15 protein-coding genes, 1 tRNA gene and 1 other annotated feature are annotated in these 21,061 nt (G+C 42.2%); of the genes, 2 read left to right on the top strand and 14 right to left on the bottom strand.

Translation table 11 applies throughout. The features are described from left to right. Positions 1–60: 60 nt before the first annotated feature. From VB733_RS01575 to rplS, 9 genes are all read right to left on the bottom strand, one after another. Complete coding sequence (locus tag VB733_RS01575; protein ID WP_323338356.1) at positions 61–1,341, bottom strand: diguanylate cyclase domain-containing protein; 1,281 nt, start codon at positions 1,339–1,341, stop codon at positions 61–63. A gap of 1,075 nt (positions 1,342–2,416) precedes the next feature. Next, positions 2,417–2,806 (bottom strand): 50S ribosomal protein L7/L12, encoded by a 390-nt coding sequence (gene rplL / locus VB733_RS01580; RefSeq protein WP_096614668.1) that lies wholly within the window; start codon positions 2,804–2,806, stop codon positions 2,417–2,419. A 64-nt stretch (positions 2,807–2,870) separates the two neighbouring features. Next, positions 2,871–3,413 carry a 50S ribosomal protein L10 gene (gene rplJ / locus VB733_RS01585; protein WP_096614667.1) on the bottom strand — a complete coding sequence of 181 codons (543 nt, stop codon included), beginning with the start codon at positions 3,411–3,413 and terminating at the stop codon, positions 2,871–2,873. Between the two features lie 82 nt (positions 3,414–3,495). Beyond that, positions 3,496–3,687 (bottom strand) — a sequence feature (ribosomal protein L10 leader region). A gap of 69 nt (positions 3,688–3,756) precedes the next feature. Next, positions 3,757–4,464 carry a 50S ribosomal protein L1 gene (gene rplA, locus VB733_RS01590; protein WP_323338357.1) on the bottom strand — a complete coding sequence of 236 codons (708 nt, stop codon included), beginning with the start codon at positions 4,462–4,464 and terminating at the stop codon, positions 3,757–3,759. Positions 4,465–4,616: 152 nt separating this feature from the next. After that, on the bottom strand, positions 4,617–5,042 hold the full coding sequence (rplK, locus tag VB733_RS01595) for a 50S ribosomal protein L11 (RefSeq protein WP_096614665.1): 426 nt from the start codon (positions 5,040–5,042) through the stop codon (positions 4,617–4,619). A 10-nt stretch (positions 5,043–5,052) separates the two neighbouring features. Then, entirely contained in the window at positions 5,053–5,688 is a 636-nt protein-coding gene (gene nusG / locus VB733_RS01600; protein ID WP_323338358.1) for a transcription termination/antitermination protein NusG, read from the bottom strand. Further along, complete coding sequence (gene secE / locus VB733_RS01605) at positions 5,688–5,909, bottom strand: preprotein translocase subunit SecE (protein ID WP_096614663.1); 222 nt, start codon at positions 5,907–5,909, stop codon at positions 5,688–5,690. Before secE ends, nusG begins: the two co-directional genes overlap by 1 nt. Positions 5,910–6,162: 253 nt before the next feature. After that, positions 6,163–6,235, bottom strand: a tRNA-Trp gene (locus VB733_RS01610). A 158-nt stretch (positions 6,236–6,393) separates the two neighbouring features. Then, complete coding sequence (rplS, locus tag VB733_RS01615; RefSeq protein WP_323338359.1) at positions 6,394–6,756, bottom strand: 50S ribosomal protein L19; 363 nt, start codon at positions 6,754–6,756, stop codon at positions 6,394–6,396. 143 nt (positions 6,757–6,899) lie between these two features. Here rplS and VB733_RS01620 point away from each other — a divergent pair, with 143 nt between their 5' ends. Together VB733_RS01620 and VB733_RS01625 are read left to right on the top strand one after the other, a co-directional pair. Further along, complete coding sequence (locus VB733_RS01620; protein WP_323338360.1) at positions 6,900–7,865, top strand: glycosyltransferase family 2 protein; 966 nt, start codon at positions 6,900–6,902, stop codon at positions 7,863–7,865. Positions 7,866–8,316: 451 nt separating this feature from the next. Next, entirely contained in the window at positions 8,317–9,456 is a 1,140-nt protein-coding gene (locus VB733_RS01625) for a glycosyltransferase family 4 protein (protein WP_323338361.1), read from the top strand. Here the strand turns inward: VB733_RS01625 and VB733_RS01630 are convergent. The 5 genes from VB733_RS01630 to VB733_RS01650 form a co-directional block, all read right to left on the bottom strand. Next, positions 9,374–12,625 carry an efflux RND transporter permease subunit gene (locus tag VB733_RS01630; protein WP_323338362.1) on the bottom strand — a complete coding sequence of 1,084 codons (3,252 nt, stop codon included), beginning with the start codon at positions 12,623–12,625 and terminating at the stop codon, positions 9,374–9,376. The genes VB733_RS01625 and VB733_RS01630 overlap by 83 nt on opposite strands. A gap of 51 nt (positions 12,626–12,676) precedes the next feature. Then, positions 12,677–13,996: an efflux RND transporter periplasmic adaptor subunit gene (locus tag VB733_RS01635; protein WP_323338363.1), complete on the bottom strand. Its 1,320-nt coding sequence runs from the start codon at positions 13,994–13,996 to the stop codon at positions 12,677–12,679. Positions 13,997–14,860: 864 nt separating this feature from the next. Continuing rightward, the gene (locus VB733_RS01640) at positions 14,861–15,916 is read right to left on the bottom strand and encodes a helix-turn-helix domain-containing protein (protein ID WP_323338364.1); all 1,056 of its coding nucleotides are present in this window, start codon (positions 15,914–15,916) and stop codon (positions 14,861–14,863) included. A 356-nt stretch (positions 15,917–16,272) separates the two neighbouring features. Further along, entirely contained in the window at positions 16,273–17,658 is a 1,386-nt protein-coding gene (locus VB733_RS01645; RefSeq protein WP_416336283.1) for an MFS transporter, read from the bottom strand. 259 nt (positions 17,659–17,917) lie between these two features. Next, complete coding sequence (locus VB733_RS01650) at positions 17,918–21,049, bottom strand: efflux RND transporter permease subunit (protein WP_323338366.1); 3,132 nt, start codon at positions 21,047–21,049, stop codon at positions 17,918–17,920. Between the last annotated feature and the right edge of the window lie 12 nt (positions 21,050–21,061).

Raw genomic sequence — 21,061 nt, forward strand, 5'->3', positions numbered from 1 at the left:
ATAACTTAAAGATAGGGGTAAATTCTTCATTCCCTTACCCCTACACCTCATCAACACTAACTAAAATACATTAAAATTCGCTTTACCTTGTTGCTTGGCACGGTACATGGCAATATCAGCATCCCGTAGCATTTGCCCAGGTTCGTCATGATGATTAGCACTTAAAGCAATACCAATGCTGGCAGTGGTAATCAATTCTTGCCCATTTAAATGTAGTGGTAGCTTTAGTGTATCTTGAATGCGTCTTGCGATCGCACTGGCTTCGCTTGCATCCTTGATATCTTCCAATAATACCGCAAACTCATCACCACCAAACCTGGCTACCGTATCACCACTTCGCAAACAGGAATGCAATCTTTGCGCGATCGCTACTAGTAAATCATCCCCCATTCCGTGACCAAAACGATCATTGATCCCCTTAAACCCATCTAAATCTAAAAATAGAACTGCAAAATGGAAATTATTCCGACGCTTGGCACGTTCAAACGCTTGCCTGAGTCTATCTAAAAATAAAACTCGATTTGGTAGCGATGTTAAGGCATCGTAAAAAGCATTACGTAATAACCTTGCCTCCATTTCCTTGCGCTCAGTGATATCTTGAAAAGTCAAGACAACACCAGTAATATTACCATTGCGATCGCGAATTGGAGATGCATTATCACCAATCGGAATTTCCCTACCATCTTTGGCAATCAAAATGCAATTACTTGGTAAAGTCACAATCTGACCTTTTGTAACTACTTCTTTAACAATAAAATCAATCTCTTCACCTGTATCTTTGTCAATTAAACATAATGCATGTGTAATATCTTTACCAATTAGCTCTGATTGTTTCCACCCAGTTAGTGATTCTGCCACTGGATTTATCATCTGCATACAACCACTAGTATCAGTGACAATTACCGCACTACCCATGCTGTTAATAACTGTTAGCAAATGTTGGTGTTCTAAGTGGAATTTTTTTTCAATATGATGTTTATATAAAGCCATCTCCACAGCAATATGTAAATCCTTTTCTGCAAATGGTTTAATAATGTAACTAAATGGATCACACAAAAGATTTTGATGTGAATTACTTTGTGCTGCGTACTCTGTTAAATATAGTACGGGTACATGAAAGTTTTTCCGGATAAAATCCCCAGCTTGCACGGCATCAACTGCACCTGTCAAGCAAATATCCATTAACACTAAATTCGGATGCGTTTCTGCAACTTTTTTAATTGCGCCTTCACCTGAGTCAGTAATTTCCGGAACCGTATACCCTAACTTTTGTAAACTATTCCTAATATCAACAGCGAGGACTTTTTCATCCTCAACAACTAGGATTTTCGGGCAGTCCATGCTAAATTCACCTGTTTTTTAAGGTTCGGATGCTGCTATTAATGTGAAGCTAATCTTAAAGATGTCAATTGTATCATAATTTTATTTATTTTCAAAAGTTGAAACTGCTGTGTAATTAATTGACTAAAAAGCCAAATTTACACTATCTCCTGCAATATTAATTTAACTTTATCGAATAAAACTGCGTCTGTTGTAACCTCAGGTAGAATAATATATTGCGATTAACATAAATCCTTGTCAATCCTTTGTCAATATTTATTTACTACCTTGGTATAAAAAAATTATTTTTCTCATAAAATCTTTAATAAAACTGTAAAGAAGCGTTAGCGTGTCGCTTTGCTACTCTTAGCGTTCCCGAAGGGTAATACCAATTCACAATTCACAATTCGCAATTCGCAATTCGCAATTAAGAAATCCTGATTTTACAAGGGTTTCAGAATTTGGATATGTTTCACGATTTTAGTGAAATGGTGTAAGAGGTTATCTCGCGTCTCATATTCTGGATGTGTTGCAAACATTTTTTGAATCGGTATTAGTGGAGCCTGTTAAATCCAGACAAAAGACATGGAAGAGTCTCGGAAGGTTTCATAGAAGGAGATAAGCTGATGTGCGGCTAAATTGTATAAGGCGAAAACGTCAAATTACTGTAGTGCCAAGAGGAGTTTCCAGGGAGATATTCTTCACGGAAAACTTCGGGGCTACCCGCGTCTAATATACAAATTAAATGCGCCACAGCTTATACCATTTCACGAAAAATCTGATACAGATGTAAATCCTGAAAGCTTTGCTGCATCTAAGTTTTTTAATTGCGTTAGCGAAGCTCTTCCGAAGGAAGCATTGCGTAGCTTGCTTCTCGCGGAGCGAGTATTGCGTTAGCGTTAGCTCTCCCGCAGGGAGCATTGTGAATTGGTATTAGTAGCTGCGGTGTGTAAGGCAAATCTCAGAGATTTGGTGTCTGCACAGTTAGGAAATAGTCTATTTATCAACTAATCCTCAATAAAAAAAGCCTACTAATGTAGGCTTTTGATTCATAACCCAGGTTAAAAACCTATGGGCAACAAAAAGGGAGGAGAAACTACTTGATAGCAACTTTTCCGCCAGCTTCTTCGACGCGCTTTTTCGCATCTTCAGCTTTTTCTTTAGCAACACCTTCAAACAACGCCTTGGGTGCAGCTTCTACCAAGTCTTTTGCTTCTTTCAAACCTAAACCAGTCAATTCACGTACAATCTTGAGGACTGCAATCTTCTTATCAGCAGGAACAGATTCAAGAATCGCGTCAAATTCGGTTTTTTCTTCAGCAGCTTCAGCAGGTGCAGCACCAGGTGCTGCCATCATCATCATGCCACCAGCAGGTGCAGCAGCACTAACACCAAATGCTTCTTCGATTTGCTTAACGAGTTCAGATGCTTCGAGAAGAGTTAAGCCTTTGAGTTGTTCTAAAATTTGATCGGTTGCAGCAGACATTTTTCAAACTCCTGTAAATTGATAATTGTTGTGAATTGTTAATCGTTAATTAACCCCTCACTTTTTATTCAGCAGCGCCTTCTTTATCTTTGTCAGCGACAGCCTGCAAAGCACGTCCCAGCGAACTGGGTACTTCGTTGATACCCACAGCCAGCTTGGTTGCTACGCCGTTGATAGCACCAGCAATTTGTGCCATGAGTTGTTCCTTGGATGGCAAGTCTCCCAAAACTTTGACATCTGCTTCTTTCAGCAGTTTGCCATCCATAACACCACCGCGAAGCTTAGTTTTGTCTTTGGTGGCTTTTTGGAAATCTTGATATGCCTTAATTGCTGATGAAAAGTCTTCTTTTACCAGCAGGAAGGCATTGGAACCCTGGAGGAGTTCCGACAAGGGCTGCCATTTTTCTTGTTCTTGAATGGCAATACCCATAAAGGTATTTTTTGTTACTTTACAAACTGCTCCACTAGGGCGCAATTTACGTCTCAAGTCGCTAATCTCGGCAACTGTCAACCCTTGATAGTCAATTACTAGTGCCAAGGTTGACTCACTCAAAGTATCTTTGAGTTCAGTAACAATCTCTTTTTTATTCGCAAGTGTTCTGCCCATGTTTTTTCACCTCCTTTAGATATTTTGGATTTTAGATGTTGGATTTTAGATTTTTCCATCACTCAATTTCTTGCCAAAACAGAACCAAAAACAACAAACCCCGGCAGTTCAAGCCAGGGTTTTAATTCGAGGTCGATTTTTAATCGTAACTACTCCGCACAAATTAGCTCTCATACTTTCCTGAATTGGGAAAGCAGCAATTAGTTTGGTGTAAACCTCGGCAGGATATTAAGTTGATAACACCCGCTGTCTCTGGCTACTTATTCAGTTTTGGATGTTGGGTTTTGAGTTTTGGATTTTGGATGAATCTAAAATCCAATCCAAAATCTAAAATTTAATTGGCTTAAGCCATTTTCAAGTCGCGAAGGGCGTTGACATCAACACGAATTGAAGGTCCCATTGTGGCAGAAACGTATACAGTTCGCCAGTAGCGACCTTTCGCACCTGAAGGACGGTTGCGATCGATGGTTTCTTGCAATGCCTTCAAGTTTACCAGTAAATCTTCAGGCGAAAATTCTGCCTTACCAAACATAACATGGACTATACCAGTTCTGTCTGCCCGAAATTCTAGTTTACCTGCTTTGAATTCTGCGATCGCACTTGCCAAGTCAAAGGTGACTGTACCACCTTTAGGGGAAGGCATCAAACCACGGGGACCTAGCATTTTACCAAGCTTTGCTACCTGTGGCATTACATCCGGTGTGGCAATTAGCTTATCAAAGTCCATTCGACCTTTGGCAATTTCATCAATCAGTTCTTCCGAACCAACGATATCAGCACCATTATTAGATGCTTCGTTCACTTTCTCGCCTCGTGCAATTACTGCAACACGCACAATGTTTCCTGTGCCTTTGGGTAATGCTACCGTTGTCCGTAATTGTTGGTCAGTATATTTTGGGTCAATCCCTAGACGAATATGTGCTTCCGCAGCTTCAGCAAACTTTGCTGTTGCAGTTTCTTTCAAAAGCGCCAGAGCGTCTAAGGGCGCGTAATCTTTATCTTCTACTTTGGCAAGCAAAGCTTGCATTCGACGTGATACTTTCTTTGTCATTTTCTCTCCTGGGGTGACTAACGAGAACAATACTCTCCCCCGATATATATTGTTTTCTTGTGTCAATTGCTACTTGGTAATTGTTATTTATTGGTAGTTAATGAGTCTCCTGATTAACTATTAAACCCTAACTATTTACCACTAACCATCAACTAATCTACAACCGCCACACCCATATTTCTGGCAGTGCCTTCGATAATCTTCATTGCTGCGTCGATATCGTTAGCATTTAAGTCAGGTAGTTTGGTTTGGGCAATTTCTTTTAACTGGTTTTTGGTAATTGAACCAACTTTTTTCTTGTTGGGTTCGTTAGAACCAGTTTCAATCTTAGCTGCCTTCTTGATTAGTATCGAAGCTGGGGGAGTTTTGAGAATAAATGTAAAACTCCGGTCTTCAAATACCGAAATTTCTACAGGAATTACCATCCCAGCCTGATCGGCTGTTTTCGCATTATATTCCTTGCAGAACATCATGATGTTAACACCGTGTTGACCCAGTGCGGGACCAACTGGCGGTGCTGGGTTGGCTTTACCTGCATTTAAAGCCAACTTAATGACCGCTACAACTTTCTTCGCCATTTTGTTTTACTTAGCTCTGTTTTTCAACCTGGTTGAATTCCAATTCGACTGGTGTATCCCGTCCGAAAATTGAAAGTAAGGCTTTTAGTTTACTCCGTTCTGGACTAACTTCAATCACTTCTCCTTCAAAATCCTTAAATGGACCGGAAAGTACAATAATCTTATCACCAGCCACCATGTCAATTTTGACTACTGCCTCTTGCTCAGTAGTCTGCTTGAAGATGCGCTCGACCTCAGAATGACTCAGGGGTAATGGCTTCACATGTCCTCTTCCTCTTCCGGCTCCGCGTTTTTGCTCGGCTCCGACAAAGTTGATTACATGAGCTGTGTTGCGTACTACCTGCCACACGTCATCATCCATTAGCATTCTCACCAACACGTAACCGGGAAAAACTTTTTCGTCGGTTTCGTGGCGACTACCATCCTTACGAATTTTTAGTGCTTTGGTTTGAGGTATCTCTACTTCAAGTATCTTATCAGCTACATCAAAGGTTTGAATGCGCTGCTCTAAGGTTGTTTTTACACGCTTCTCACACCCGGAGGCAACTTGTACCGCATACCAACGAGCTTCTTTCAAATTCGCTAGTTGCTCTGTGTCTTCAGAATGTTGCCCTGGGTTACGTTCTTCATCTGTTGCAGAAGTCATCAGAATACCTGTTTTGCTGCCCACGTAAAGAATTTATCCACTAAAAATATTAACGATGCGGAGAGTGTGACCATTAACAATACGGCTGCGGATTCGCTTACCAATTGTTTGCGACTAGGCCAAACTACTTTCTCAAATTCCTCTTTAGTTCCGTCGATAAAGTTACCGACACTAAATCCACCTGAGCTTTCCGGCATTTCTGCTTCGTTCTTTTTGCTCACGGTTATTTATCCCCCGTTTCAACTAGATAACAATACTCTATACTCTAATGTTTTAATTTTAGTTTTGACTTTCCCATTTTAGGTCTTAGTCGTGCAAATTAGTATTTGCAGCCTTCACTTCTATATCGAGTCAAAGCTGCAATCATGAAAGTTTTACCTAAAAATTGTAATTAAAATTTTACCCGAAATTCCACACACTTGCCCTCTTTGCAGTCTATGTAGATGTTTCGGGCTAGGTATTGTAGTAACAGAGCGCGCCCTGGAGGACTTGAACCCCCGACATCAGGTTTTGGAGACCTGCGTTCTACCAACTGAACTAAGAGCGCTCGATTTATCTCGAATTTAGTTCTCGAATTCAGTCATTGCGCTGAACTTTTAAGATTATAACGCAATTTGGCATTTTTGTTAATAAATTTTTGTCGAGGGAACTTGCTTCGCGGCTTTGCTCTGTTGCATTTTGGTCATCTCCCATACTGTAGATAATCTACAAGGGGCGGTCAAACCGTTGTTTAATCCGGGTTGCTTTACCGACACGATCGCGTAGATAGAAAAGTTTGGCACGGCGAACTTTACCGCGACGGATGACTTTAATATTGTCGATGCGTGGTGAATGAATTAAAAACACCCGTTCCACACCAATGCCTTGGAAGACACGACGGACGGTAATTGTCTCGTTGATGCCGCCATGGCGTTTGGCAATGACAACACCTTCGTAGGGTTGGATCCGGAATTTCTCGCCTTCTTTGATTTTTACGCCGACTTTAACGGTATCGCCGACGTAGATATCAGGCAAGTTAGACTTGATTTGTTCCGCTTCGATTGAGCGGATGATTTCTTGAGCGTTCATTAGTTTTATAGAAAAACTCACGATCATCAATAATAAATCGACAAATAGTTTTTAGTCCAGTTATTTTAGATTGATGAGTTTCCGGTAAAGAAACATTGAAGTTGAATTGTATAACAAACAACTGTTGCCTAGGCGTGAGGTGTATGAAGTTTAGCGTTGTCATTACAACTTATAATCGCTTGGAGTTTCTCAAAAGGGCAATTGCTTCTGCTTTGAAGCAAACAATTCCTTGTGAAGTGGTGATTGCCGATGATTGTTCGTTAGATGACACGCAAAGCTATGTGGAGGGTTTACAGCAGCAATTAAACCAAGGTGGAGATTTGCGACTCGTCTACTATCGCAGCGCTACAAATATGGGACATGCGGCAATGGTAAATGCAGGGGTGGAAAGAAGTAGTGGTGATTGGATTAAGTTTTTGGATGATGATGATTATTTAGCACCAAATTGCCTAGAGGAGATGGCAAAAGCGATCGCTCTGCGTCCCCAAGCTGTAATTGCTTCTTGTGTGGCTGCTCAGGTAAATGAAAATGAGGAAGAATTGAGTCGCACTACCGAACTTGGTCCTGGTATTGCTTTTTATGTGCCGCAAGCTGATATTCATTATGGGATGTTGATGGAATTTCTCCCCTTTGGTACGCCAGTTCAAGTTGCTTGTAGTCGCGATGCTTTTTTACAAACTGGAGGTTGGGACTCAAATTTAGATACTAATTGCGATGATATTGATTCTTGGATTCGGATTGCTCAGTTTGGGGATGCGATTTTTCTCAATCAGTGTTTAGCTTACCGCACGATTTGGACTGGGGCTTGCAATCAGAAGTTCTCTTTCTTTCAACGCTTGGATACCAATATGTTGATGAAGGAAAAGATTTACGCCTTAGTTGATGCCAAACATCATGGCAATATTCCCACTTTGGAAGATACGCGTAATTACTTATATTTACATTGGACTTTAGTAGCAATTAGAACTAAGAATATTCGTCATATTCGGGAAATTATCAATACATCCATTTTGTCTCTTCAAGCTTGGAAATTATTAATTATTGCTAATTTGGTACGGCGATCGCATTATCGGAATTTACATTTGCGTAAATTTGTGCTAATTGATTAACTTTATTATCTCGGTACTGAGGTTTGTGCAAATAATTATAGGCAAAGTCTATAGTATCTATAAATACTGAGTATTGTAAATAAATAACGAAGCTCAAAACAAACTAAGAGCAAGTAATAATAAAGAAAAGTAATAGTTTTTATAGAATAAACTCTATTTATTTTCGTCATAAATTAACTATTCGCAGCTACGCTCTACTTCTATAGAAATACGAACAGGTAGGAGTTTCGGCTATAGTTTGTCAATTTTGAACGTTGCCAATTGAAAATTAAAAGATTTTTTTGAGTCAGTAGAATTATTGATTGTGAAGTAGAAATATATTAATTTCCCATCAAGATTTTTACAAGTGCTTGTCAATACAGGTCTTGATAGTGAATATTCTTATGAGAAGAAGAACGATTCACGCTATTTGACGTTCTTATAATTACTATCAATCACTAAGTAGGTGTTTATGCGAATAGTGCATATATTAAACCATGTCCGCGAAATCGGTAATGGGATAGTTAATGTTGCTATAGATTTAGCCTGTCTGCAAGCAAAATCAGGTAATAAAGTAGCGGTTATTTCCGGTGGCGGGGAATACGAAACATTATTGAAGAGTTTTGGTGTGAGCTGTTACCGTTTAAATCAGGGGCGAACCCCAGCAAATATGCTGAAAGCAGCTATTACTTACCGAGAAATTATCGAGGAATTTCAGCCAAATATTGTTCATGCTCACATGATGACGGGAGTAGTATTGGCAAGTCTGTTGCGGTTTGGCTATGACTATGAACTTGTATCGACTGTGCATAATGAATTTCAGCGTAGCGCCATCCTGATGGGTTTGGCGGATAGAGTAATTGCTGTCAGTCAAGCAGTTGCAGTCAGCATGGAAAAACGCGGTATTCCCAAGCACAAATTGCAAGTTATATCTAACGGTATCTTAGGTACTCCACGTTTTGTACCAAGTGATTGTATCCCAGAACCTTTGCAGCATCCTGCGATCGCTACAGTATCTGGTATATATAAACGTAAAGGGATTGGGGAACTCTTAGCAGCTTTTGAGCAAATTAGTGGTGAATTTCCGCAAGCTCATTTATATATAGTAGGTGATGGTCCAGATCGAGAGTATTTTGAAGCGCAGGCAAAAGCAAGTGCCGCCGCCGACAGGATTCATTTTGAGGGATTCCAAAGACAACCGCAGAGGTATTTACTATCTTGCGATATATTTGTGATGGCATCATATCACGAGTCATTTGGACTAGCGATCGCCGAGGCACGGGAAACAGGCTGTGCAATTATTGCTTCCAATGTGGATGGGATTGCTCAAACTTTAGATGGTGGCAAAGCTGGGATTTTAGTCCCACCAAAAAATAGTCAAGCGATCGCATCCGCTATGTCAGAATTATTAAGTTATCCCGATACACTTCAGGAATGGAAACTCCGGGCTGGGGAAAACCTGGAATGGTTAAGTGTTAACCGTGTTCATCAAGAAACCTTGGCACTTTACCGTGAATTAATCACTAACTTTAAGGAAAAAGTTTCCTCAATTTCCCCAACCGATATAAAAACGACTTTGCCCAACCAAAATCAAGGAAATCGTGCAGCGTAGTATAAAAGCAGGGAATAATAAACAGCGTTAGCAACGTTGCCAGGGATAAGCCGGAGAATACGACTACACCTAAAGGCTGAAGAAATTCCGAACCTTCACCAATTCCCAAAGCCAGAGGGAACATACCCAAAACAGTGGTAATAGTAGTCATTAAAATCGGACGTAACCTTTGGGGTGCAGCTTCTAAAATCGCAGTGCGACGATCAATATTTTTGCGTTCTCGAAGTTGATTCGCCAGTTCGATCATAATAATGGCATTGTTAACTACAATACCAACTAGTAAAACCGCACCAACAATGACTGTTGCCCCAATAGCCGTTTTGGTAATGTAAAGTCCAAAAATTCCTCCACTTAGCGCTAAAGGAATTGTAAACATAATTACCAAGGGGTCAACGAGTGAGTTGTATTGCACTGCCATGACTACAAAAACGAGAAACGCAGCCAATCCGCCCAATACCCATAGGGAACTTTGCAGTTGCTGATTTGATTCCACTGCGGCACTCGGTAAAATAGATATACCTTCAGGTAAATTCAAAGAGTTAACCACACTATTAACTTGGTTAATTGCGTCACTCAAACTCGCACCCTCATTTAAATTACCAGCGATAATAAAAACTTGACGTTGGTTAATGCGTTGAATTTCCCCTGGTGCTTCCCCTTCAACAATATTAGCTACATCACTCAGGCGGATTTGACGATTGTTTGAGGTAAATAGGGGTATTCTTTGTAACTGTGAAGCAGTTTGTACTGATTTTTGATCTAACTGCACTCTGACATCTACCAAACGATTTTCACGTTGTAGTTGTGTGGGGGTACTACCTTCAATTGCTGTTTGGATTGTATTGCCGATTTCTTGGGCTGTTAAACCCACATTGGCAACTCTTTCCCAATCGGGAAGAATTTGAATTTCTGGTTGCCGTGCATCTGCGTCGGGGCGAAATCTGGCTGAGGTGACACCTTCTTCGAGTGCTGCGAGTAATTCTCTCCCCGCTTGTTGCAGTGCTTGGGAATTATTACCTTGCAAAATCACGTCCACATCTGCGCCCCTGGTGGGAGAATTGCTGAGAATTAAACCCCGCACTTGTCCAGGAGAAATACGCAAACGAGTTCCCGGTAAGTTGAGGGTGTCAAATTCGCGGGTGACTTTTTCTGCATAAGCTTCGACACTTGCACCCGGTTTGAGGGTAATCGTGCTAGAACTCCTTAACGGGTTAGCGGTGGTATTGCTACCAAATAAAGCTCCTCCGGAAGTGGAAAATACGTACTCAGTTTCGGGTTGTGCTAAGAGAATTTTATCTACCGCATCCATGACTTGGCGATTATCTTCCACCGGCGTACCGGGAGGAAATTGGGCAATCATATTTGCTTGTCCAGTATTAATTCGGGGTAAAATTTCTTGAGGAATTTGTGGTGCCATCCAGACACTACCTCCACCCAAAGCAATGACAATCAAAACAATCACTAATAATCGCAACCGCAACACTTGACTGAGAAAATGACGATATCCCCGAATAGCGCCATCAAATCGGAGATTGAATTCTCTAAGCAGCCATGTCTGACTAATGCGGCTAGAGAATCGCCAAGCTAACATGCGCGATGTCATCATCGGTACAACCGTCACCGCAATTAAAATTGAAGCTGCAACCGCAAAACTAATAGTCAGAATTAATTCGTTAAACAATAAGGAAATAAATCCACCAATTAGCAAAAATGGTAAAACAGCCACCAAGTTAGTGCTTGTTGAGGCAATTAACGCAGATTCAACTTCTTGACTGCTTGTTTGTGCTTTTTTAATTAGTTGCTGTTGACTTAACTTTGCTTTACTATCCTTACCCGGAGTCATGCCCACACCCTCCGCAATATTCTCCAGCATCACAATCGAGTTATCGACAACAATACCCACACCCAAAGCCAAACCACCCAAGCTAAACACATTCAGTGATAAACCAAATAACCCCATCAAAATAATTGCAGCCATTGTTGCTAAGGGAATAGCCAGCACAATTATCAGAGTTTGTCGCAATGAACCTAAAAATAATAGTACCGCGATCGCAGCTAACCCAGTTCCAATTAAGCCCGAACTGACGACGTTAGCAATAGAATTGCGAATAAATTTAGATTCATCCAAAGTCGGTGTAATTACCATCCCTTCAGAAATGAAACCACTTTGCCGCAGTTCGGCAATCCGCTTTTTCACCCCATCAACAACATCAACGGTGTTTGCATCAGGTTGCTTACGAATACTCAGTTTTACCGCCGGTTGTTGGTTGAGAGTGACAAATACCCGTTGGTTTTCAGTCCCATCAATAACTTGGGCAAAGTCTCGTAAATAAACTCTGCGGGAAGTGCTGGAATTTTCACTGGCAGCAGACTGGGAAGAAGAGACTTCAAAAGATAAATTTTTAATTTCCTCAGCCGTTTTAAAGCGTCCCACAGTCCGTGTTAAAGGTTCGGAATTTTCCCCTAAAATTCTCCCACCGGAAATATCTTGGTTACGATTTCGCAGTTCATCGAGGACATCTGTTAACCCTATACCCTGGGCTTGTAATCTATTCAAATCAATATTAATTCTGACTTCTTCCTGTACTCCCCCCGATACATCAACCGCAGCCACACCAGGAACTACACTCAGTTCGCGTCCTAATTCCTCCTCCGCAAAAACACGTAGTTCTACACCTTGAAGCTGTGGCGATGTTAATGCTAACTCGTAAGCTGGTAGCTGTGAAGGGTCTACCTTAAATAACCTTGGTTCTTCAATTGTATCTGGTAAAGCGCCACGGGAACGATTAAATGCAGCTGTAGCATCATTTAATGCTTGATCAATATTTCCTCCAGGTTGGAAATATAGGTCGATATTGACTTGTCCTTCACGAGTTTGGGAATATACTTGTAAAACTCCCTCAGTTGCCGAAAAAGCTTCTTCCAGGGGTCTAGTAATTTCATCAACACCCACCTCTGGCGATATTCCTGGCGCACTCACTCGCACACCAATGCGGGGGTAAGTTATCGATGGCAGTAAATCTACAGGTAATTGCTGAATAAAAAATACACCCATAACTATTACTGCTAGAGTTAGCATCAGCGTACCAATATGTTGGCGGATAGAAATAGCGCTAATGCTGAAGCCGTTATTTTGATTTTTGTTGTTATCCTGGCTTACTTGCTGCATTGTTTAAGTAAATAGTTATAAATTTATGAATGATAAATGAGTAATTATCCTTTACTGAGTCTTTTCAGAAAGGATTGAAAGTCGGACACTGTCACCTGCTTTTAAAGGTTTACCACTACGAGTGACGAATCTTTCTCCTGGTTGCAATCCTGATAAAACTTCTACCTTCCCATCTGCGCTTTCTCCCAGCATGACTTCTCTAGCTGCTACTGTTGGTTTTTCTCCCTCGTTCACCACAAATATTTGAGCTTGACGGGGCTGATTTGAAGATGGCGAAGATGAATTGGTTTGCTGTTTGGGTTTGTTTGCTCCTGTCACCCGTCCAACATTAATCGCACTTTGGGATATGGTAACTTTTGGACTTTCCAAACTCGCAAAATTTACCCGTGCTAAAAGTCCGCTACCAATTTTGCTATTGGTATTGGGAATTTCGACTTCTACAGGAACTAAACGCGCTGTCGCATCTGCTGCTGGGGAAATTCGCGCAACTCTACCTGTATAAGTTTGATTGGAAAAAGCATCTAAGCGGACTGTTGCTGATTGTCCGACTCGAATTTTATCCAGTTCCAGTTCCGAAACTTGGACAACGACTTTAATCCGGCTAAAGTCACCAATTTTTAAAACTTCGCCTCCAGGCTGTAAAAAGTTACCTGGTTCGCTCACCTTTTCAGTAATTACACCAGTGATAGGCGCGATTAATTTAGCATAGTTGCGGCGCTTTTTGGCTTCATTGACTAAAGCTTGTTGTGCCACAACTCTACCCTGAGCGGTGATAACCGCTTGCTGTCCATTACCTACTTGCGCTTGGGCTGCACGTAGTGATTGGGCTGCGGTTTGGGCTTTTGTACGTGATTGTTCTGCTGCTTGTTGAGCGATCGCCCCTTCTTTAAATAGTGCTTGCTGTCGTTGGGCATCGGCTTGGGCTTGTACCAGTTCCAGTCGTAGCCTTTCCACTTCGGCGCGGGCATTACCTATTTGGGTATTTGCCCTGACAACTTCCGATTTCAAAGATGCAAGTTCGGCTTCCGCCTGGTTCAATGAAGTCACCAATAATGCCTCGTCCACCTGACCGATGGTTTGCCCTTGGTTGACATTAGTACCAATATCTGCATTTAACCCTAACAATTGTCCTTGGACTTGCGATCGCAATGACACAACCCGAAATGGTACAGTAGTCCCTGTATACTCTGGTTGCTGCTTCAACGGTTGGGTACGAGCGATCGCTACATCAACAGGGGTAGCGCTACCGCTTGTTGGTTGATTATTATTACGACGTTGGGATTGCGCTCTCGCAATTTCTTCTGGTGCAGAAGCACAACCCCCGATTACAAATCCAGCAGTCAAAACAGCAGCCAGTAACAATCGAGACATGGGTAAAAATAAATACTTAAGGTTAAAATAGCTCTTTGCGCTTCCAACTTCATGATAGAGAAGTCAAAAGTCTTCTCTATCATGGCATGTAACATAACTTATTAAATATCCCCTACGGTCTATTTCACAACAAGTAGACTAGGAAAAAAGTCATGATTTTCAAGTTTAAGACCGCTTTTATCATCTCAGGTGAAAAATATAGTAGTTATCTTTGTCAAGCTTTGATGTCATGTTCGCTAATCCCTGCTGACAATTAAAATTTCTCCGCCTTCCCACGTCCCTAAGTCCCCGTGTCACTCCCAATGAAAAGTATTCAAGCGGACACAATCTGGCTCAATGTCTCTGGGTATTTAAGGATGTTCTGATTAACTTGGGCAGTGGGATAAATGCAGTTCAGTGTTTTTCCAGTTATCCAAAATTTATATATTGGTTACGCAGAGTCTGGAGCAAATGGAAATTGCTGCAAATTTAAATCCCTAATAGGGATTGTTGGGCAATTAGAGAAGGCGATAATGACATAGCCAACACCACCTTCAAAGTTAGTTAACCTGAGCTTATACCAATTCGCAATGCTCCCTGCGGGAGAGCTAACGCTAACGCAATACTCGCTCCGCGAGAAGCAAGCTACGCAATGCTTCCTTCGGAAGAGCTTCGCTAACGCAATTAAAAAACTTAGATGCAGCAAAGCTTTCAGGATTTACATCTGTATCAGATTTTTCGTGAAATGGTATTAGGAATGTGGATTAAATAAAGTACAAAAGTAGGGTGCTGTTAGCGGAGCATAACGTACCATTCCAAATCAAATCGAAAGTTACAGGTTATTAAATTCTCGTTCCTTAGTGTCACAAATGGAATCGCGATCGCTTATGATGCTTCGGGTGGTGCAATATCAGAACCAACAGCAATACCTTTACTGTTAGATTGTAAGCCAGGTTTAGCATTTGGTTCATTTTCTTTGACAGTCTGAGTCACAGATGAGGGGATTTTTTCCGTATCTGAAAGCAATCGTTTTGCTTCGGTTTGCTGCGACATTAAGGATAACCCACCAACTGCACCAGCAACTAAAGCTGTGTAACCAACATACAAATGCATTGGACGGATTTCAAATCCGACACTACCAGAACTTTTTTCGTTTTTATACCAGACAGGGGCAATAGTTTGGACGGGTTCGGGTGCAGGTAAGGAAGCAACTATTGCTGTACCGTTAAGTCCCAATGCATTACCCATGACACGGATAAAGCCGCGCACATATACCTCTTCTGGTAATTCATTCCAGTCACCATTTTCAATTGCCTCCATTTGATGAACTGGTACATGGGTGTAGATATTTAATTGATTTAAAGACAATCCTTGCAATTCTCTAGCTTGACGCAACTGTTTACCAATTTCCCGCAGACTTTCTTGACGTTGTTTGATAGCAGCTTGTTTTGCCAGTTCGGCTTTGGAAGGTTTTTGATTTTTCCACCATGCAAGCGGGGAAACTATTTTGGCGGTATTTTCGGAATTTGCACCAATGTTGCTAACTAGTGGTGTTTCTATTTCTTCACCTTTTGGTTTCGGATGAAACTTAGCACTAGTCAAGCATTCAGCTAAATCCGCAGATGGAGGATTAATATCGACTTCATTAATATTGGCGCTATTTTGCGCTACAACTTCCTGATTTTCTGCTATTTTCTGCTGTTGTTGCTGTGTAAACTTATGAAATGCTAAACCAATTGCTTCCCTTCCCACAGCTTTGATTAGCTGTTTACCTTGTTCCGATGATTCGCCAAATACTTTTTGAATTGTAGCCAGGGCACGACGATATACTTTGCTGTGATGCAATTCTGCTTCTATGTCACCTAAAATTGCTCGTAGTTCATCTTGGCTAATCTCAATAGTTGCATTTCCAGGGGTAGTTAATGAGTATAGGGCTGTCATAGTGTTTATTGTAAATTGATATTATTTATCCAATGCCGAAACCCCTCTTGTTCTCAACAAGAAAAGCTTTTCCTGTGTAAATTATTCTACTGAAGGTGAATGTTTCCGGACTAAATAAGTATCAATTTTCTAAGATGACTAGATGTTAAAAATAGTTGTTGGATAATTGCAAAATAAAAATATAAAATCCGACATCTTTTTCCAGTCAATACCTCTGGTAAAGGCGGCGCAAAATAATACTGTCAGTCTAGAGTCAATTAATGTTTAAATTAATAGGAATCAATGCAGAAAGAACCGATGATTCCGAACTCAGTAAGAAGTATAATTTCTAACTATTCTCATCATCAGTTAATACGTCATCTTCTAGGATGATGAATATCAACAGAGTAGGGGTAAGAGTGACGCATTAATTTGTGTTGATGAGGATGGGTATGTGGTTCGGATTCTAGTATTCCCTGGTGATGATCATGCTGATGATGTTCATCGTGGATATGTAAGTGTTCGTGCCAAATGTTTTCATGGATGTGTTCATTTTCATCCACTGGCGGTCTTAGGGTAAGTTGTACCACAGCCAGCAGTGCAAAACCAAGGACGCTGGCATATAGGAATTCACTTTCAGGAAATTGGCTTCCCAGCCACCCAGCTAAGGGATAGGAAATTGCCCACCATAGATGACTCCAAGCAAAGTGTGCGCCGTAAACCCGTCCTTGGGCATCGCGTTGAATGCGATCGGCAATTAATGTTTGGGTTGGTAGGTTCACACAGTTTTGTCCAAAACCTGCCAGTAGCCACAAAATCATCAATACACTTAAAGAAGCATAATTTGCTCTCAGTAGAGACAAAGTTATCAAAACAGCACCGAACAACACAAAGGTCGTTCTGGTAAAGCGTTGGCTGATTGCACCAAAAGTTACTGCTGAAAGTGTTGCGCCAATACCAAAAGCAGCCATTACCCAGCCATACTGCACATTTCCTAATTTCAATGTCCCTTGGATATAGCCAACGGTATTGACCAAAATCTGCGCTCCCCCAATGGATGCAACCAGTTGCATAAAGAGTGCGTATCGAATGGGTGCATCACTCAGTAGGCGGGTTGTACCATCTTTAATGTCTCGCCAAGTTCTACCACTCTTACTTGATGGCTGTTGATTCGACTCTACTCTTAATTGACCAGGGAGAGTAAAAATTAATACTGCTGCCACAAAGAAAGTTACGGCATCCAAAAAGAAAACCTGTCTTGCACCGATGAAAGCGGCAACGCTGCCAGCGATACCAGGACCGAGTACACCAAGTAATTGGTAGGTGGCACTAGAAAGAGCGATCGCACCTGCATAATCGTTCTCTCTAGTCACTAAAGGGATTGTAGCTTGGTAAGTCGGGGTGAAAAAAGCATTGAAGACGTTAAGAGCAAATATTAAGACATACACTTGCCACACTTGTGTCACAAAAGGCAACAGACTGACAATTACCATCCGTACACAATGCGTTCCCACCAGTATCGATTTGCGGTCAACCCGGTCAGCTAAAGCCCCAGCCAAGGGAGACAGCAAGACAAAGGCAGTAATCCGCAACGTCAATGCCAAGGCAAGTACAATCGCACTATTATCTCCAGCTAACTCAAAAGCCAGCAGAGCCAAACCCACCCAAGTTAGCGCATCTCCTAATAAATTAGTAGTTTGAGCAGCATAAAGCCGCGCAAATACAGGGTTTTTCAAACTGCCAAATAAATGAAGCCTCGTAATCATGCTCCGTCAGTGTTTCTTAAAGCTAATTTATCCCTATTTCATAGGGGGATATGTTTTAAATTTGTTTTATAAGCTACTTTCAAGTATATCCCCTATAGGGACATACAATTCTTCCACATCTTGCCATGCTCACGTTGTTATCTCAATGGAGCGTAGCATTTCCCGCAGAGTAGCAAAAATCCCACGGCTTAAGCCGTGGGATTGTCAACCTTAGAAAGTGAAAGTGGTTCTGAAAGTACCAATCACAGCATCATTGTTATGAGTTTGACCAGGATTGGTTAACCAAAACAGGTTTCTGTTGAGGCATTAATTGTTTGCCAAATTTGGCGTAGAGAGCCGGAATAACCAATAAAGTCAAAGCTGTAGATGTAAATAAACCGCCCAAAACTACAATTGCCAAGGGTTGCAGAATTTCATTCCCAGCCCCACTAGCGATCGCCAAAGGCAGCATCCCTAGTGCAGAAGTGAGTGCGGTCATCAGAATAGCATTCACTCGTTCTAGAGAACCGTTGACAATCACATCTTTGAGGGGCATTCCCTGAGCAAACTTATTGTTATAGTTGTCTACCAACAACAAGCCATTGCGGACAGCAACGCCAAATAGGGTAATAAATCCAATCAAAGAAGCGATCGACATTACGCCGCCACTCAAAACAATGGAAACAATGCCACCCACCAACGCCAAAGGCAGATTAAGCATGATGGTGATTGTTGCAGATAGCGATTTAACGGAGAAGAACATCAATACCGCAATGGCGATCGCTGCCAAGATACTAAATACTAGTAGATTATTAGTAGCACGCTGCTCTGACTCAAACTGTCCACCGTACTGGATGAAGTAGCCATTGGGGAGTTTGATTTTCTGTTGAATTTGGGACTGAATATCGCCGACAACACTACCCAAATCGCGCTCGGCGACGTTTGCCGAAACAACTATCAGCCGTGATACATCTTCCCGATTCACAACATTTGCTCCCATCCCGTACTCTACTTTCGCAACCGCACCCAGTTGGATAGTTTGCCCAGTTGGGGTAATCAGAGGAATAGCGCGAATAGCGTCTAAACTATTGCGGGCTTTCTCCGTCAAGGAAATAGAAATATCAATTAGCTGCTGATTTTCAGCCACTTGCGACACTACACGACCATTCAGGGCAGTTTCCACCACGTTGGATAACTGCTCCATACTCAATCCATAGGTAGCGGCAGCCGCGCGATTGTATTGAATTTGTACCTGACGAATGGGTAGTTGGGGTTCAAGCTGCAAGTCTACAATTCCGGTAATGGGCTGAATCACATCTCGCACTTGTTCGCCAATCTTTCGCAGTTCTGTTAAATCAGGTCCAAAGATTTTCACAGCGATCGCACTTCTGACCCCCGACAGCACTTCATCCATGCGGTGAGAAATAAATCCACCAATGTTAGATGCCACACCAGGCAGTTTATTGAACTCTTGCCGCAATTGTTTAATGCTGGCTTCACGGTCTTGGAGGGCGCGATCGCTCAATTCTACGTCCACATGAGCCATACTCACTCCCGCCCCATCTGCATCCCCTGGAGCGCGTCCCGATCGCACTTGCACCCACTCATACAAAGGATTATCTTTAAGCGCACTAGACAGTGCTATCCCAGCCCGATTGGTCATATCGAGGGAAACCCCTGGAAATAAAACCATTGAATTGACCAATGATTTCTCCTGAAATTCGGGGAGAAACACCCGTCCGAGGGAGGGAATGATCGCAAAAGCAGCAACCAAGGTTGCAAGTGCTACACCCAAAATAATTTGGGGCGATCGCAGCGATAGATTTAACAATGGACGATATAACTGTTCTGCCCAACGCGAAATGAATGTACCTTCTTGGGGTAGGGTTTGATTTGCCAGCAGAATTGCACACAAGGCAGGAGAAAGGGTCATAGCCACCAAAGTAGACGCACAGATTGAGAGCAAATATGCCAAACCCATCGGTGCAAAAATATTGCCCTCAACACCTGTCAAACTAAAAATTGGTGCAAACACGACTACAATGATAACTGTGGAAAAAATCACGGCTAACCGCACCTGTACAGAGGTTTCATACACCACCTCGAAGGGATGCATCGGGTTGCCCTGCGCCTGATTAGTTCGCAGTCCGCGATAGCAGTTCTCCATGTCCACGATTGAGTCATCTACGACTGAACCAATGGCTACGACTAAACCGCCCAAGGTCATGGTGTTAATGCCCAAGCCAAAAGCTTTCATGAACATTAAGCCAATTAACAGTGACAGAGGAATCGCACTCAGAGTAATTACGGCGGTGCGCCAATTCATCAGAAATAACAGCATAATCACCGACACGATGATGATGCCTTGAATCAGGGAACTGCTGACATTGGCAATGGCAGTATCAATAAAGTTAGACTGCCGGAACGTCCGCGCCACCTGCACATCAGGGGGAAAGTTTGGTTGCAAAGATTGCAGCACCGCTTCTACCGCTTTTGTTACTGTGGGGGTATCGACATCAGGCTGTTTGTTAATCATCATTACCACAGCCAGTTGCCCATTAAAACTAGCATCTCCCCGCTTCAGTGCCGCACCCGTTTTTACTTCCGCTACATCTTTGAGCAAAATCGGCTTCCCATCTTGCACCTTCACCACAGATTGCTGCAAGTCTGCAATTGATTTTAGCTGCCCAATACCGCGTACCAACAGTTCTTGACCGCCGCCAATTAAGAATCCACCAGGGGCGTTGGAATTTGCGCCTTTGGTAGCATTGGTAACTTCGGTCAGCGAAACATTGAGCGATCGCAATTTTTCTGGATCGACTAGCACCTGTTCCTGTCGTTCATCCCCACCGTAGATGGTGACTTGGGTGACTCCTGGCACGGACAAAATTTGGTTGCGGAGGGTGCTATCAACAAGACGACGCAAATCCATCAGCGAAGTCTGTCCTTGTCCATTCACCGTAAAGGCATATTGTAAAATCGTACCCAACGGCGATGCCAACGGTGAAATTTCCGGCGGATGCACCCCTTCAGGTAACTGATTTGTCACCTGTTGGAGTCGTTCTGTTACCGATTGCCGAGCTTTATAAATGTCGGCATCTTGGTCAAACACCACCTGCACCATTGACAGTCCGACTTTGGAGGAAGAACGCACCGTAGTCACCCCAGGCAAACCATTTACCGCACTTTCAATCGGTACGGTAATTTGTGATTCCACTTCTTCTGGAGCTAGTCCTGAAATTTCGGTTTGAATATCCACTTGGGGGGGTGCAAATTCAGGAAACACATCCAGTGGCATCTGTGTAACAGTGAACACTCCCCAAACCGTCACTAAAATCGCACAAATAACTATAAACCAACGCTGGGCAATGGAGTTTTTGAGAATCTGATTGAGAATGGAATTCAACATTGCAATTAAAAA

It is taken from the genome of Calothrix sp. UHCC 0171 (genome assembly GCF_034931845.1).
Lineage (GTDB): Bacteria > Cyanobacteriota > Cyanobacteriia > Cyanobacteriales > Nostocaceae > Brunnivagina.